This window comes from Stenotrophomonas mexicanensis (genome assembly GCF_032911605.1).
Taxonomy (GTDB): domain Bacteria; phylum Pseudomonadota; class Gammaproteobacteria; order Xanthomonadales; family Xanthomonadaceae; genus Stenotrophomonas; species Stenotrophomonas maltophilia_A.
Genome location: NZ_JAWJTG010000001.1, coordinates 51,794 through 67,382 on the forward strand (window position 1 = coordinate 51,794; position 15,589 = coordinate 67,382).

Annotated in this window: 13 protein-coding genes; 12 read left to right on the top strand and 1 reads right to left on the bottom strand. The window is 66.4% G+C overall.

Annotated features, from left to right (window positions below; all coding sequences use genetic code 11):
- Positions 1 to 34 precede the first annotated feature (34 nt).
- The 4 genes from R1L06_RS00270 to R1L06_RS00285 all read left to right on the top strand — a co-directional run bounded on the left by R1L06_RS00270 (position 35) and on the right by R1L06_RS00285 (position 4,814).
- Positions 35 to 1,978: a DUF3857 domain-containing protein gene (locus tag R1L06_RS00270; RefSeq protein WP_317216558.1), complete on the top strand. Its 1,944-nt coding sequence runs from the start codon at positions 35 to 37 to the stop codon at positions 1,976 to 1,978.
- Between the two features lie 111 nt (positions 1,979 to 2,089).
- Positions 2,090 to 2,728, top strand: coding sequence for an outer membrane lipoprotein periplasmic chaperone LolA (lolA, locus tag R1L06_RS00275; RefSeq protein WP_317216559.1), 639 nt, complete (start codon positions 2,090 to 2,092; stop codon positions 2,726 to 2,728).
- Between the two features lie 230 nt (positions 2,729 to 2,958).
- Complete coding sequence (locus tag R1L06_RS00280; RefSeq protein WP_014037159.1) at positions 2,959 to 4,236, top strand: replication-associated recombination protein A; 1,278 nt, start codon at positions 2,959 to 2,961, stop codon at positions 4,234 to 4,236.
- A gap of 188 nt (positions 4,237 to 4,424) precedes the next feature.
- Positions 4,425 to 4,814, top strand: a complete 390-nt coding sequence (locus tag R1L06_RS00285) for a DUF805 domain-containing protein (RefSeq protein ID WP_317216560.1) — start codon at positions 4,425 to 4,427, stop codon at positions 4,812 to 4,814.
- A gap of 142 nt (positions 4,815 to 4,956) precedes the next feature.
- On the opposite strand, the gene R1L06_RS00290 is transcribed toward R1L06_RS00285, so the two are convergent.
- Positions 4,957 to 5,940 (bottom strand): class I SAM-dependent methyltransferase, encoded by a 984-nt coding sequence (locus R1L06_RS00290; RefSeq protein WP_317216561.1) that lies wholly within the window; start codon positions 5,938 to 5,940, stop codon positions 4,957 to 4,959.
- A gap of 65 nt (positions 5,941 to 6,005) precedes the next feature.
- Between R1L06_RS00290 and R1L06_RS00295 the strand changes: the two genes are divergently transcribed.
- The 8 genes from R1L06_RS00295 to fusA all read left to right on the top strand — a co-directional run bounded on the left by R1L06_RS00295 (position 6,006) and on the right by fusA (position 15,499).
- A complete protein-coding gene (locus tag R1L06_RS00295; RefSeq protein WP_317216562.1) occupies positions 6,006 to 7,034 on the top strand; it encodes an alpha/beta hydrolase in 1,029 nt (342 codons plus the stop codon).
- A 122-nt stretch (positions 7,035 to 7,156) separates the two neighbouring features.
- Positions 7,157 to 8,533 carry a YncE family protein gene (locus tag R1L06_RS00300; RefSeq protein WP_317216563.1) on the top strand — a complete coding sequence of 459 codons (1,377 nt, stop codon included), beginning with the start codon at positions 7,157 to 7,159 and terminating at the stop codon, positions 8,531 to 8,533.
- Positions 8,534 to 8,584: 51 nt separating this feature from the next.
- Positions 8,585 to 9,631 carry a heme/hemin ABC transporter substrate-binding protein gene (locus R1L06_RS00305; protein ID WP_317216564.1) on the top strand — a complete coding sequence of 349 codons (1,047 nt, stop codon included), beginning with the start codon at positions 8,585 to 8,587 and terminating at the stop codon, positions 9,629 to 9,631.
- Positions 9,628 to 10,671 (top strand): FecCD family ABC transporter permease, encoded by a 1,044-nt coding sequence (locus R1L06_RS00310; protein WP_317216565.1) that lies wholly within the window; start codon positions 9,628 to 9,630, stop codon positions 10,669 to 10,671. The genes R1L06_RS00305 and R1L06_RS00310 overlap by 4 nt, the downstream gene beginning before the upstream one ends.
- A complete protein-coding gene (locus tag R1L06_RS00315) occupies positions 10,668 to 11,429 on the top strand; it encodes a heme ABC transporter ATP-binding protein (RefSeq protein WP_317216566.1) in 762 nt (253 codons plus the stop codon). The genes R1L06_RS00310 and R1L06_RS00315 overlap by 4 nt, the downstream gene beginning before the upstream one ends.
- Positions 11,430 to 11,536: 107 nt before the next feature.
- Positions 11,537 to 12,160, top strand: a complete 624-nt coding sequence (locus R1L06_RS00320) for a hypothetical protein (protein WP_317216567.1) — start codon at positions 11,537 to 11,539, stop codon at positions 12,158 to 12,160.
- Between the two features lie 103 nt (positions 12,161 to 12,263).
- Entirely contained in the window at positions 12,264 to 13,022 is a 759-nt protein-coding gene (locus tag R1L06_RS00325) for a hypothetical protein (protein ID WP_317216568.1), read from the top strand.
- Between the two features lie 440 nt (positions 13,023 to 13,462).
- Positions 13,463 to 15,499 (top strand): elongation factor G, encoded by a 2,037-nt coding sequence (gene fusA / locus R1L06_RS00330; RefSeq protein WP_317216569.1) that lies wholly within the window; start codon positions 13,463 to 13,465, stop codon positions 15,497 to 15,499.
- Positions 15,500 to 15,589 lie beyond the last annotated feature (90 nt).

Here is a 15,589-nt window from a genome sequence, read left to right on the forward strand (position 1 = left end):
GACGTATCCCCCACGACGTCCAAGGAACCGACGCATGCTTCACCCCGTACCAAGCGCGCTGGCACTGGCGCTGGCAGCCTTCCTGGCTGCCGGCCCGGCACTGGCAGACACCGCCACCTCCGCGCCCGCCACGGCGCCGCCTTCCACCAGCGGCGATACCGAAGCCAGCAATAATTTCAGCATTGTCCGTTACCGCGCCGACTACCAGGTGCGGCCGGATGCGGGCAATGTGCAGACCGAAACCTACGAAGTCCTGCTCAAGACCAAGGCCTCCGTCGAGCAGTTCAGCCAGGTGCGGCTGAGCTACAGCGAGAAGATGGAGACGCTGGAAGTGCTCGGCGCCTACACCATCACCGCCGATGGCCAGCGCCGCGACGTACCCGCCGACCGCATCTATACCCAGGAGAGCTACTCCAGCGCTTCGGCGGCGATGTATGCCGACCGCAAGGTGCGGGTGATCGTGTTCCCGAACCTGGCCCCGGGCACGCGCCTGTACTATCAGGTGCGCCGCACCCAGGCCACGCCGTACTTCCCGGGCTACTTCGGCCTGTGGGAGACCTTCAATGTCTTCACCGAGTACGAGGACGCCGAGGTCACCCTGAGTGCGCCGGCCAACCTGCCGATGTTCGTCGACAGCCGCGGCGTGCAGGGCAGTGATCGCCCCACGGTGAAGAACGGACAGGCACAGTGGCGCTGGCGCTACCAGCGTCGCGAAGCCATGCCAGCACAGAACTGGTCGGCGGCGGGCTGGGAGTTCGGCCCGAACATCATGGCCAGCACCTATCGTGACTGGTCGCAGATGGGTCGCGCCTACCAGCTCAAGGCCGGCCCGGCCGCGCAGGTCACGCCGGAACTGCAGGCGCTGGCCGATGAGATCACCGCTGGCATCAGCGACCGTCGCGAGCAGGCCGACGCGTTGTACCGCTGGGTGGCGCAGAACATCCGCTACGTGGCGGTGTACCTGGGCAATGGTGGCCTGGAGCCGAACAGTGCGCAGAGCATCCTCGACAACCACTATGGTGACTGCAAGGACCATGTGACGATCCTGGAGGCGCTGCTGGCGGCCAAGGGCATCGCCAGCTCGCCGGTGCTGATCGGTGCCGGCGGTGGCCCGACGCTGCCGAAGATCCCGGTGCTGGGCCGCTTCAACCACGCCATCACCTACATTCCCGAGTTCGATCTGTACCTGGATTCGACCACGGCGTGGGCGCGCTTCGGGCAGTTGCCGGAAGGTGACCTGGGCGCACCGGTGATGCGTACCCGCGACGCCTCACTGGCGCGCACCCCGGCCAATACGCCGGAGCGCAATGCCACCTCGATGGAGGTGCGTTTCACCTTCGACGCCAACGGCAACCTGCGCGGCGAGACGATTCCGAAGCTGGGCGAGAACGCCGAGATCGGCATGCGCGCCCAGTTCTCCCAGCTCAACGCGCAGAACCGTGCGCGCGCTGAAGAGCAGATCATGGCCGCGTCCGGTTTCGATGGGCGAGGGCAGCTGCAGATCCAGGGCGTGCCGGTCGACCTGACCCGGCCGTTCGGTTATCGCATGGGGTTCCAGGCCGAGGACTACGCCGATTTCAGCGTGGCCGGCGGCATGGCCGTGCCGGACCCGCCGGGTGGTGAGTCGGTGCGCGGGCTGTATGCCACCGCCTCGGCGCCGGCCAACGAGACGCCGTTCTACTGCAATGCCAGCCTGCGCGAGGAAACCTATCGCCTGCAGTTCCCGGCCAATGCGCCGATCATCGCCATCCCGGCCAGCCAGCGTTTTGCCAACGCCGCCGGCGAGTACCGGGTGGACTGGAGTCGCGATGGCCAGGACGTGATCGTGCATCACCGGTTGCAGCAGAACGCGGTGCGTGGACCAGAGGCGCTGTGCCAGCCGCAGGACTATCCGGCGTTCCGCGCGCTGTACCGCGAAGTGCGGCGCGGCTTCCGTGGCCAGGTGCTGTACGGCAAGCTGCCCGGCTCGGGTGGCTGAATCGCCGATGGACGTTCGGGGCGGCATAATGTCGCCCTGATCGCCCATTCATCTTTGTCCGGGCACACTGGCAACCACCTTTCCTGGCGCCCGCGCCCACAGGATTCCCGCATGAACTTCCGCTTCCGCCGTTTCCTTGCCACCACCACCCTGGCCGTGGCCTGCGCCGCCGCCGGCAGCGCCTGGGCAGGCGCCCGCGATGACCTGAAGACCTTCACCAGTGGCCTGAAGGGCCTGGATGGCCAGTTCAACCAGCAGGTGTTCGACAGCCGCGGCAAAGTGAAGGAATCGACCAGTGGCCGTGTGGCCCTGTCGGCGCCGCGCCTGTTCCGTTGGGAATACGTGCGCCCGCACGAACAGCTGATCGTGGCCGACGGCAGGAAGGTCTGGATGTACGAGCCGGACCTGGAGCAGGCCACTGTTCGCGAGCAGGGCAAGGAAGAGCAGAACAGCCCGCTGACCGCGCTGATCAACCCGGCGCTGCTGGAACAGCAGTACGACGTCAGCGAAGAGGCCGCGCAGCGCGACGGCCTGCAGTGGCTGTCGCTGTCGCCGAAGCGCGAGACCGAAGCCAGCTTCCAGTACGCCGCGCTGGGCTTCAACGCCCAGGGCCTGGCCAAGATGGAGATCACTGATGCGGTTGGCCAGCGTACCGTGATCAGCTTCAGTGGCTGGAAGCGCAACCCGGGCTTTGCTGCCGGCACCTTCAGCTTCACCCCGCCGAAGGGCACCGACGTCATCGGTAACTGATCTCTGGGCGGAAACGCCCCGGTGGGTGTCAACCTTGGTTGACACGCTTTTGATCTGCCGGCCAGCGGCCGGCACTACCGATTCCTGTTGCCTGGCGCTGGTGGGTGCCAACCATGGTTGGCACGCTCTCGCGGTACAATGAGCGTGTGGCAAGACATCGTTCAACTTCCTTCCCCGGCCCCGATCTGCTGAGCGTCGATCGGGAACATCTGCGCCCGCTGGCCGAGCGCATGCGCCCGCGAACCCTCGACGAGATGGTCGGGCAGAAGCGCCTGCTGGCGCCGGACAGTGCGCTGCGCCGCGCGGTCGAATCCGGTCGCGTGCACTCGATGATCCTGTGGGGGCCGCCGGGCTGCGGCAAGACCACGCTGGCACTGCTGTTGGCCGAATACTCCGACGCCGAGTTCCGTGCGATCTCCGCGGTGCTGTCCGGCCTGCCGGAAGTGCGCCAGGTGCTGGCCGAGGCGGCGCAACGGTTCGCCGAAGGCCGGCGCACCGTGTTGTTCGTCGATGAGGTGCATCGCTTCAACAAGGCGCAGCAGGATGCGTTCCTGCCTCACATCGAGCGCGGCACCATCCTGTTCGTCGGTGCCACGACCGAGAACCCATCCTTCGAACTGAATTCCGCACTGCTGTCGCGCTGCCGTGTGCATGTGCTGGAAGGTGTTTCGCCTACCGACATCGTCGAGGCACTGGAGCGTGCGCTGGGTGACCGCGAACGCGGCCTGGGCGAGGAGGGTATCGAGGTCGCCCCCGAGCTGCTGCTGGAAATCGCTACCGCCGCCGACGGCGACGTGCGACGTGCGCTGACCCTGTTGGAAATCGCTGCCGAGCTGGCGGGCGGGGAGGGTGGTCGCATCACCCCGCAGACCCTGACCCAGGTGCTGGCCGACCGCACCCGTCGCTTCGACAAGGGCGGCGAGCAGTTCTACGACCAGATCTCGGCGTTGCACAAATCCGTGCGCAGCTCCAATCCGGATGCCGCGCTGTACTGGCTGACCCGCATGCTCGATGGCGGCTGCGATCCGTCCTACCTGGCGCGCCGACTGACCCGCATGGCGATCGAGGATATCGGCCTGGCCGATCCGCGTGCGCAGAGCATGGCGCTGGAAGCCTGGGACATCTACGAGCGGCTGGGCAGCCCGGAGGGCGAGCTCGCCTTTGCTCAGCTGGTGCTGTACCTGGCCAGCACCGCCAAGTCGAATGCAGGCTATGCGGCCTTCAACCAGGCCAAGGCCGATGTGCGCGAGAGTGGCACCGAAGAAGTGCCGCTGCACCTGCGCAATGCGCCGACCAAGCTGATGAAGGAGCTGGGCTACGGTGCCGAGTACCAATATGACCATGATGCCGAAGGTGGTATCGCACTGGACCAGACCGGTTTCCCGGATGCGATGGGCGAGCGCGTGTACTACAACCCGGTGCCGCGCGGCCTGGAAATCAAGCTGAAGGAAAAGCTGGACCGGCTGCGCGCCGAGCGAGAGGCGGCGCGGGCGGCAAAGGGTCGTTGAGCCCGCTCTTGTAGAGTCGAGCCATGCTCGACTCCGCTCTTGCACGGCTACGGGTGCCTTCTGGAACAGTAGTCGAGCATGGCTCGACTCTACAGGGGGCAATGGCAGTCGAGCATGGTTCGTCGCCACATTGTCCTGTGCGCCTGCATTTGGCACACTGCGCGGCTTCTCTTTCAAGGATCGATGCCGTGCAGGAAATGATTCTGCCGTTGAAGCGCTATGCCCAGTTCGAGGGGCGCGCCAACCGCCGCGAGTACTGGATGTACCAGCTGTTCCTGTTCCTGGTCGCAACTGCGGTGATGCTGCTGGCCGGTGTGCTGGCGATCCTCCTGCGCAACAGTCCCGATGCACTGGCCGGCATCCTGATCGGCATGATGGTGCTGCTGGGCGTGATGTGGCTGGCCACGATCGTGCCGCTGATTGCCGTGACCGTGCGCCGCTTGCATGACTGCAACCAGTCGGGCTGGCTGTTCCTGCTGGCGCTGGTGCCGGGCGGTGGCATTGTGATCATGATCTTCTCGCTGCTGCCGGGCACGCCGCAGGAGAATGTTTACGGTCCGGTGCCCGCGGGGCCGTGAGGCTGCGGTAGTCGAGCATGGCTCGACTCTACAGAAGCGGGGGGGGGGGGGGGGGGGGGGGCGAAGCCGGCGTGATGCCGGCTTCGTCATTTGCAAGGGGGTGTCGGTTGCGCGAGGCAGGATACCGGAGGGGGCTGACGGCCTATGCAGCGCGTGCCGTTATAGGCAAGCCCAGCAGGCTGTCGTGGATGATGCCCCATTGCGGGTATTGGCTATCGTGCAGCTTGACGTCAACAAAGCCGGCTTCCCCCAGCAATCGCACCAGGTGAGGATACGAATAGATCCTCAGTTCCAAAGTTGAGCCGTCACCACCATGGAAGGACAGGTCAGAGAATCGTTGCTCCCTGCCATCGCTGGTGATGTTGACAAGAACCCGATCCGCACCTTTGCCCTCGATCCGGTAGTCGTTGAGCTCAGGGAAGTGCTCAATCGTGGCCTCGTGAAATCCATAGGGAACGGTGAGCACAAGCAGCCCGCCCGGCTTCAGCAATGCACGCAGGTTTCCGAGCGTGCGCTCGCAGGGCCCATCCACGTGTTCCAGCACATCTGAGCTGACAACAAAGTCATATTTTCCCAGGTAGTGTGCGGCTGGGTGACGGATGTCCAGCATGGGGCGCTTGTGGAAGTAGGTATTGATGTAATCGAACTTGCGCCGCAGGGCATTAGTGTAGATATGGGCGTCGGTCATGCCGATTCCCTTGATCTGTCCGCGCCTGGGGATCCGCTCAAGCACGCGGATCTCCCGCGCTTGGTCCATCTCCGACTGCAGGGCTGCCATGAGGGCACGGAAGCGCAGAGTGGATCCGCAGCCAATACAGCTGCGGGTTTCCCTTTCGGCGATGGCCTCGCGGGATGCTCGCAGGCGGAAACCGCAGATGTTGCACGCGGGCCTCTCGGTGGTCGGTATGCTCACGGGGAAGACGTGTGGGCGAATCGTGTCGAGCCCTTTTCGGGCAAGGCTGCGGCAAATGGCGTACACGCTATGACAGTCCCTGTTCTTGTTGATACCGCCTAGCTTGCCGTATGGCCGTGGCGCGAATCCAGCCTGCCCATTGCCTCGTTTCGTGCCGAAGGCCCTCTTGCGCGCGTGATACACAGTGCGACGTTCGATCGATGTGATAATCATTCGCGTTTAAGGTAGACTGCGGTCCCTTGTGAACCGGCGGCCGTGAGCCGCTTCTGCCGCCGCTGATGAAGCATTTCGTCCCGCCTTCGCGCCGTGGTCCACTGGCCCGCGGCCTGGTCGCCTTGATGATGGGTCTGCTCCTGGCCACCCCATACGCCCATGCGCAGCAGCGCAATCCGCTGCAGAAGATCGGCCACACCGTGCTCGACGAGCCGGCGGCGAGCTATCGCTTCGAGCATTTCGTGGTGGACAGCCCTGACCAGCAACGCCGCTGGCGGGTGAATGTGGCGATCCCGGCCAAGGCCAGCAAGGCGCCGCTGCCGGTGCTGTACGCGCTGGATGGCAATGCCGTGGCGATGGTGCTGGATCAGCCGTTGCTGGCCGAGCTGGCGGCACGCAAGGCGCCGCCGGTACTGGTGCTGATCGGTTACGACAACGACCTGCGCATCGATTCCAAGGCGCGCACCCGCGACTACACCGCGTGGATTGACCGCGCCGACGACGAGAGCGGTACGACCCAGGCGGTCGGTGGCGGTGCTGCCGCGTTCCTGGATGTGATCGAACGCCGCATCAAGCCGGAAGTCGAGCGCCGCGCACGCATTGATACGCAGCAGCAAGCACTCTGGGGCCACTCGCTGGGCGGGTTGTTCGTACTCAATGCGCTGTACACGCGTCCGGCGGCGTTCCAGTCCTATCTGGCAGCCAGTCCGTCGCTGTGGTGGAGCCAGGGTGCGGCGCTGGGTGATCCGGAACAGCAGTTCGTGCAGAACGTGCATGGCCAGCCGGCAAAGCTCTGGCTGATGCTGGGCGGTGCCGAGCGTGTCGGTGATCGCGGCAAGCGCGACATGAACAATCCGCGCGTGGTCGCGCACCTGCGCCGCATCGGTGGCGCCACCCCGGATGCGGCGATGCAGCTGTCCGAACGGTTGGCCAAGGTGCCGGGCATGCGCGTGCAGTACCGCGAGTTCCCCGGCCTCGGCCATGGCCCGATGCTGCCCGCGTCGTTCCACGCTGCGCTGCACGAGCTGTATGGCGTGACCGACCGCAGCGCCGGTGACGGCGCGCCCAACGGTGGTGACAACGCCGCCGAATGAATCCCTTCGCATGCCAAGGCATGCGACCCCACTACCCAGGCGAGGCTGCCGATGTGCAGCGGCCCAGGCAACCGATGAATCCCGCGTCACGTGGCGCGGCCTACGTGTGCAAGGAGCCTTCCATGTCGTTCCGTCCGTCTTTCCGTCTCACATCTCTCGCCGCTGGCCTGTTGCTGGCCGTGACCGCCACCGCACAGCCGGTGTTCGATCAGCCGGCCAACGCCACCTTCAAGGGTGAGGTCGTCTCGCGCGGTGAGAACGTGGTTCCCGGCAGCACTGCCGACGTGGTCGGTCGCGGTTTCGTGCCGGGCCAGAAAGTCAGCCTGCTGCGTGGCGACAGCGTGCTCAACACGCAGCCGCTGGTGGTCGATGCCGATGGCAACTTCAAGACCCAGCTGAGCATTCCGGCCGATGCCGTGCCTGGTACCCACCCGGTGGTGGTGCGCGCCAGCCAGCCGGCTGCAGCCACCGTGCTGAAGCTGCGCGTCTCGCCGCAGCTGCCGCTGTCCGGCCAGGCGCAGTTCGCCACCCAGTCCAACAAGCTGGTGCCGGGCCTGTATCAGTCCGCCTACAGCGCCGCCAGCAACGCGCTATTCGTGACCTCGGCCGTGGGCCGCCCGCCGGTGACCCAGTCGCAGCTGCTGAAGCTGGACCCGAAGTCGCTGAAGGTGACCAAGGCGATCACCGCGGCGCAGGTGCCGGGCAGCACCAACGGTGCGCTGTACGCGGTCTACGGCGTCGGCGTGGATGACACCAACGGCAACGTGTGGGTCACCAACACCCGCCAGAACTCCATCGCGGTCTACCGCCAGAAGGACCTGTCGCTGGTCCACCAGTTCCCGGTCGATGCCGTGCCGCACGCGCGCGACGTGGTGGTTGATGGCACCCACGGCAAGGTGTTCGCCTCGGCCACGGGCGAGGACCACCTGTCGGTGTTCGACGCCAAGACTCTCAAGGAGCTGCCGGCGGTGACGCTGGAGTCCGGCGTGGACGACGGCAAGTTCACTCCGATGAGCCTGGTGCTGGACGAGAAGGGCGGCAAGCTGTTCACCGTCAGCATCGGCACCCCGGAAGCGGCAGTGATCGACGTGGCCAGCGGCAAGGTCGAGAAGGTCATCGACCTGGGCAACTCAATCAGTGCCTCGGGCGTGGCCTTCGACGCAGCGCGCAACCGCCTGTACGTGGCCTCGCAGGGCACCGACAACCTGCTGATCGTCGATGTGGCCGCCGGCAAGGTGCTGCACGATGTGCCGGTCGGCGCCGGTGCGCTGAACGTCGCCTTTGATGATGCCTCCGGCCTGGCCTACGTCAGCAACCGTGGCGCTGGCACGGTCACCGTGGTGAACGGTGACGGCAAGGTGGTCGCCAACCTCGACGGCGGCACGTTGCCGAACCACGTCCGTGCCGATGGCAAGGGCAACGTGTTCGCGGTGAACAAGTCGCGCGGCGCCGAAGACCCGAAGGGTGACCGCATCACCCGCATCACCCCGAAGCAGTAAGTCACACGGCGGGGCGGCGTGCACGTCGCCCCGCCAGCAAGGAGAACGAGCATGAACATCGCGTCCCGTCTGCGCCTGTGTGCGCTTCCGTTGGCTGTCTCGCTGGCACTGGCTGCCTGTGGCGGTTCATCGACGCCCTCGGACACCGGCAAGCCGGTTGAGCCCGCCGCCGCAACCGCGGCTGGCGAAGTTGCGTTGCCGGCAGGCTGGCAGCGCGTGGCCGGCACCGACATGCCGGCCGTGCGCGACCAGAAGGCAGTGCTGCCGGCCAAGGTGCATTCCGATGACGGCGCCGACGTCGAGGTGGCCGATACCAGCCGCATCATTGCCGGTGGTGACGACGTGATCGCGGTGATCGAGGCGCTGGGACTGGACAAGCAGGTGTTCGCCGCGCCGACCAATACCACCACCCAAGCTGGCCTGGCTGCCCCGCACCAGTTCCTGTTCAACCGCACCACTGGCGTGGAGGGCGTGCTGAGCCTGCAGGGCTCGCTGTTCCTCGGCAACAGCCTGCGCCGCCACACCGAACTGGCGAAGAAACTGCGTGAGGTGGGCGAACCGGCGGTGGTCATCGATGACCTGCAGCCGGCGCCGGACAAGGTGCGCAAGGTCGCCGCCGCACTAGGGCTGGCCGAGGCAGGGCAGGCACTTGCCACACAGGTGCAGCGTCAGCTGGACGAGGCTGCAGCGATTGGCAAGGGCCTGGGCCATGCGCCACGACTGATCCACGTGTCGGCTACCGGCGCCGGTGGCTCACCCACCGTTGCGGGTGCCGACAGTGCGTCGGCGCAACTGATCGCACTGGCTGGTGGTGTCAACATCGGCACCGAGGCGGGGGTGAAGAACTACTCGCAGCTGAGCAATGAAGGCGTGGTCGCCGCGGCACCGGAGGTGATCCTGGTGACCGAGCATGACCTGCAGCTGTTCGGCGGTGCCGAGGGCCTGTGGAAGGCGTACCCGACGCTGAAGCAGACGCCGGCCGGGCAGGCCAATCGGGTCTGGTTGATGCCGGATGTGCAGCTGAAGTACACCAGCGTCGGTTCCGGTGCTGGTGCGCTGGCGCTGGCCAAGGCCCTGGCGGCGTTGCCGAAGGCATGAGTCCGGCGGATCGGCGCCGCCGTCGCGGGCGGACGATGTTGCTGGTGGCGTTGCTGGCACTGCTGGGGGCAGTGCTGGCCTCGTTCGCCGTGGGTCCGTTGCGGTTGCCGCCGCTGGAGGTGATGCAGGCGCTGGCAGTGAAGCTGGGTCTGCTCGATCCACAGGCGGTCAGGAGCCGCGACCTCGCTGTGGTCTGGCAGCTGCGTATTCCGCGTGCCCTGTTGGGCGCGATGGTCGGTGCGTCGCTGGCGATGGCCGGTGCCAGTCTGCAGGGTCTGTTCGGCAATCCGCTGGCCGATCCCGGCATTGTCGGTGTCAGCCAGGGTGCTGCGCTGGGTGCAGTCGCTGCCATTGTTCTCGGCGCTGCGGGCGCAGCCGGCTGGCTGGTGCCGGTGGCTGCATTCGCTGGTGGTGCACTGGCGATCGGCCTGACCTACGCATTGGCCCGGCCCGGCAAGGGTACGGGCAACGCCACGCTGCTGCTGGTCGGTATCGCGATGGCCGCGTTCTGCTCGGCGTTGATCGGTTTCCTCACATATATCGCCAGCGAAAGCGAGCTGCAGTCGCTGGTGTTCTGGCAGATGGGCTCGCTGGCGCGCGCCAACTGGGCCGATGTGGTGGCCGTGGTGCCGTTGTTCGCCATCGGTGTGTTCGCGCTGCAGCGGTTGGCCACGCCGCTGGACATGCTGGCGCTGGGCGAACGCCAGGCACAGCACCTCGGGCTGGATGTCACCCGCACGCGTCGCCGCCTGGTGGCGTTCAGTGCGCTGCTGGTGGGCGCAGCGGTGGCGTTTGCCGGTTCGATCAGTTTCGTCGGCCTGGTGGTGCCGCACGTAGCGCGCCTGCTGGTCGGTCCGGGCCATCGCTGGCTGCTGCCGTTGTCCGGGCTGCTCGGTGCCCTGCTGATTGTGGTGGCCGACACCGCCGCGCGCACATTGGATCCGCCGGCGGAGATTCCGCTGGGCCTGTTTTCGGCCGCACTGGGCGCACCGTTCTTCCTCTGGCTGGTGCTGCAGCAGCGCCGCAAGGCCGCGCCATGAGCGTGCTGTTGAAGCTGCATGAGGTGGTGGTACGCCGCCAGCAGCGCGAGATCCTGCACGGCATCTCGCTGGCGTTCGAACCGGGTACGGTCACCGCACTGGTTGGCCCGAATGGCGCGGGCAAGTCCACGTTGTTGGCGGTCGCCGCCGGTGACCTGCGCGTTGACGCGGGCGAAGTCAGTCTGCTGGGCCGGCCGCTGGCCAGCTACAAGGCCGGGCCGCTGGCGCGCGAGCGTGCGGTGATGCCGCAGGAGCATGGCGTGCGCTTCGCGTTCAGTGTGGAAGAAGTGGTGGCGATGGGGCGGCTGCCACATCCGCCGGATCCAGCCGTGGACGACGCCAAGGTGGAAGCGGCCATCGATGCCGCCGAGCTGCAGGCGCTGCGCCTGCGCGAGGTGCAGCAGCTGTCCGGTGGCGAGTCCGCCCGGACGACGTTCGCGCGCGTGCTGACGCAGGACACGCCGCTACTGCTGCTGGATGAGCCGACCGCAGCGCTGGATCTGCGTCATCAGGAACGCACGCTGCGCAGTGTGCGCGCCTGTGCCGAGGCCGGTGCGTGCGTGATCGTGGTGCTGCACGATCTGAATCTGGCTGCGGGCTATGCTGACCGCATCGTGCTGCTGGAGCAGGGCAGGGTGGCAGCCGATGGCACGCCGTTGCAGGTGCTCACCGAAGACAACCTGCAGCGGGTCTACCAGCAGGATGTGGTGGTGCTGGAGCATCCAAGGCGTGGGGTGCCACTGGTGGTGGTCACGTGACTGTGTGAGGGCGTCGCGCTGGGCGCTTCTGACCGCGGCATCAGGCCCCTCAATGGCGCGGCGGCAGCGGATCCCGTATGCTCCGCCGGAACCAGGGGGCAAGCACGATGAACGGGATTTCGTGGGTGGTCGCGGCAGCGCTCGCGACGGTGCTGGGTGGGTGCGCGACGCTGAAGGCACGACCGGATGTTCCACTGGCCGCGGACGAGGGCTACGTGGTGATGTCGGTGAACTGCGCCACCAGCAACATCAGGCTGATCACGATCTTTGCCAGCGGCACGCGGTCGACGTCGCCGTTGGCTGACCTGCGCGGCGAATTCGAGTTCGGCTGCAGGGCCGGTCTGGCCGCCATCCGCGCCAAGGCCGGGCGCCACTATGTCGGCTACCTGACCGAACATGGTTATGGATACGTCGGGGCGGTGCCCGAAGACGAAGCGCTGACTTTCGACGTGCGCGCAGGCGAAACGACCTACATCGGTGAGGTTGTGGTGTCTGGACTGTTCGACCGCCTGCACTCAAGGCCGACCTGGATCTCGGTACGCGATCGCGAAGCGGAGTCGTTACGGCTGTTGCAGCAGACGCAGCCCTGGCTGCTGGAACGCCATCCCTTCCACACCCGGCTGGCGACACCAGCGCCGGGTGCGCCGAGCGCCGAAGTGCTCGCCGAGCAGTTCCGCAGCTGCACGCCGGCGTGCGACAGCATCCTGGCCCTGCCGCTGTTCATCCGCTGAGCGGGAGGTTTCCAATGAAGTGGATCTGCATGTGCTGACTGATGGGTCGCGCCATCCGGACGCTGTATCATTCGGCGCCAGTTACATTCAATGGACTGATTCAATGTTGCCCTCCGCTTCAGGTGTTTCGCGGACGTTGCTGATCGCATCGGCCTTTTTCTCTGCATTTGCCGCCAATGCGGCGTCGACATCTCCAGTTTCGCTGACCCACGCGGCCGAGAACGCCTCGCTGATCGAGACCCTGCATTCCAGTAGCGACGGTGCTGCAGTGACATCGATGAAGACGCAGTACTTCGCCAACGAGGAAATGTCGGTGAGCTGGGACGACCAGCAGGTGCTGGTGCTGTGCAGTGAAGCGGCGTACCTGCAGATTCCTGCCGCCAAGCTCAAGGCCGGAGCGTTGACCTCCGAGCAGCGGCAGATGATCGTCTATCAGGCACTGATGTCAGGCCTTGGGGTTGTCGCGGGCGTCGTCGGGCCGGCAGGCGAGGTGGTGGCCGTGGCTGATGACGGTAGCGAGACTCGCAGCGTTGGCGAAAACAGGTGGGCGTATGGCGTCGAGCGCTACGACGTCATCACCCAGCGGCTCCCGGATGGTGCGCTTCGGGTACGAACCCGCAAGACGGAAACCGTGAATACCACGCCGCCGGCCGGTCCGGACGACATGCTCAGCACCGAAGACGACCAGGCGGCACGCCTGTCCGAGTTGGCGCCGGTGGGCAGCTGGACCGAGGTGGTTGTCCATGAGGGGCCGAGGCTGCCGCATGTGGATCCGGCAATGTCGTTGAAGGGCTGGATCTCGATGGGGGACGACCAGGCTGCGACCGTGGCTGAGGCGCGCAAGCTGCACGACTGCAAGTAAGGCGGGGCAGGGGTCAGAGCCCTTTGCATTGGGCAAAGGGATCTGGCCCCGGTCATTGCCGGCCTCATCGTTCTATTTATGTGCGTAATATTCACTTGCGCGCCAGATTGACCGGTCTAGAATGCGCCCCATGAACCGGATGCCGCTCCTGAAGTTTTTCACCCTGACCCGCGCAAGCGCGGAACGGGCGTGTCTGCCTGGAGCCCCACGAGGCCGTTGAGACGGCCATCGCTGGACCTTCGACAGAGCGCCCTCCGGGGCGCTCTTTCCGTTTCTGATTTCCCGCAAGTCGACCAACAGTCGACTCTACCCAGTCGGCCCTACCCAGTACCCAAGGAGAACGTGCCATGCACCAGATCGCCGAGACCGAACGCTAGCCGCGCACCCTGTCGCCAACCGGGGTGTGCGGCCCCTGAAGTTGGCTTTGCAGGAACCTCTTTATGAACACCCAAGTCCTTTCCCGCCGTCGCAACCTTGGCATCATTGCCCACATCGATGCCGGCAAGACCACGCTGACCGAACGCCTGCTGTGGAAAAGCGGTGAGATCCATCGCGTCGGCGAAGTGCACGATGGCAACGCGACCACCGATTTCTCGGCGATCGAACGCGAACGTGGCATCACCATCGGCGCTGCTGCCGTACAGGCGCAGTGGGCGCCGCGCGACCTGCCGCCGCATCGGCTGACCCTGATCGACACTCCCGGCCACATCGACTTCGCCATTGAAGTCGAGCGTTCGCTGCGCGTGCTCGACGGCGCCGTGGCCGTGTTCTCGGCGGTGGACGGCGTGCAGCCGCAGTCGGAGACGGTGTGGCGCCAGGCGCGTCGCCATCGCGTGCCGCTGATCGCGTTCGTCAACAAGATGGATCGCGTCGGCGCCTCGTTCGAGCGCGTGCTGGAGCAGCTGCAGGACAAGCTGAGGGCGCGGCCGTGGGCGCTCGGTGTGCCACTGGGCAGCGAAAGCGACTTCAACGGCTGGGTCGACCTGGTCGATGAGCGCGTGCTGCACTGGCAGGATGGTGCCGTAACCACGGTGACCCCGTGGGACGACGCGGCGCGCACCCTGTGGCAGCCGCAGCGCGACGCACTGGTCGAGGCCGTGGCCGACCACGACGAACTGCTGGCCGATGTTTGGCTGGAAGGTCGCGTGATCGATGCCGAACAGCTGCGCGCTGCGATCCGACGGGCGACGCTGGCGGGTGCAGGCGTGCCGGTGCTCGCCGGTGCGGCCTTCAAGGACAAGGGCATCGAGACGCTGCTGGATGCGGTGGTCGATTACCTGCCGTCGCCGCTGGATCGGCCTGCCGTCACCGCTGAAAGCGAGAGCGGCGAGGTGGTGCTGCTGCCGGATCCAGACGGTCCGCTGGCGGGCCTGCTGTTCAAGATCACTCACCAGCAGCACGGCGCGCTGAGCTTCGTGCGGCTGTACTCGGGCACCTTGAAGGTCGGCGATGCGGTGGCCAGTTCGCAGCATCCGCAGGGGCGGCGTGTCAGCCGCCTGGTGCGGGTGCAGGCCGACCAGACCCATGACATCGAGCAGGCCGTGGCCGGCGATATCGTGGCGGTGCTGGGCTGGAAGGATGCCGTCAGCGGTGAAACGCTGAGCGGGCGTGCGCAGCCGCTGCGCCTGGAGAACATCCAGGCACAGGCGCCGGTGCTGGCGTGGCGGCTGGAGCCGGCGCGGGCGGCCGACCTGATCCGGATGGCGCAGGGCCTGGCCAGCCTGGCCCAGGAAGATCCGTCGTTCCGCGTCGAAACCGATCGCGACACGGCGGAGACCCTGGTCTGGGCCATGGGCGAGCTGCACCTGGAGGTGATGGTCGAGCGCCTGCGCAGTGAATGGAAGGTCGACGTGGGCGTAGGTTCGCCGCGCGTGGCCTACCAGGAGACACCGCTGCGAGCGATGACCGGCGTGGTGGGGCGGCTGGTCAAGCAGACCGGTGGCCAAGGCCAGTTCGCGCACGTGGTGCTGGATGTGTCGCCGCGCGAGGACGACCAGGTCGTGTTCAACGACCGCATCGTCGGTGGCGTGGTGCCGCGCAGCTTCATCGCGGCGGTGGAGAAGGGCGTGCGTGCCGCGCTGTCGGAAGGCCCGCAGGGCCATCCAGTGGTGGGTATCGAGGTCAGTCTTGTCGATGGCCAGACCCACGCCAAGGACTCTTCGGAAATGGCGTTCCATCGCGCCGGTGCCGAGGCGATCAAGGCGGCGCTGGTGGAGGGCGGTACGCAACTGCTGGAGCCGGTGATGGCGGTGACGGTGCATTCGCCGTCGGCGTCGGTGGGTGATGTGGTGGGCGATCTCAACCGTCGCCATGGTCGCATTGCCCGCATCGAGGACCAGGACGGTCGCGCCGAGGTCAGTGGTTTCGCACCGCTGGCGCAGCTGGTGGGTTACACCACGTCGCTGCGGTCTCTCAGCCAGGGGCGGGCCAGCAGTGAGGCGCACCTGCATGGTTACGAGCCGGTACGCGCTGCGTAAGGAAAGGCGAGGGGAGCCCGTGAGCGGGCTCCCTTTTTTTGTCGTCGGGAACGCCCATCCACGCATGGCGTGGATCTGCCGGGTGATCGG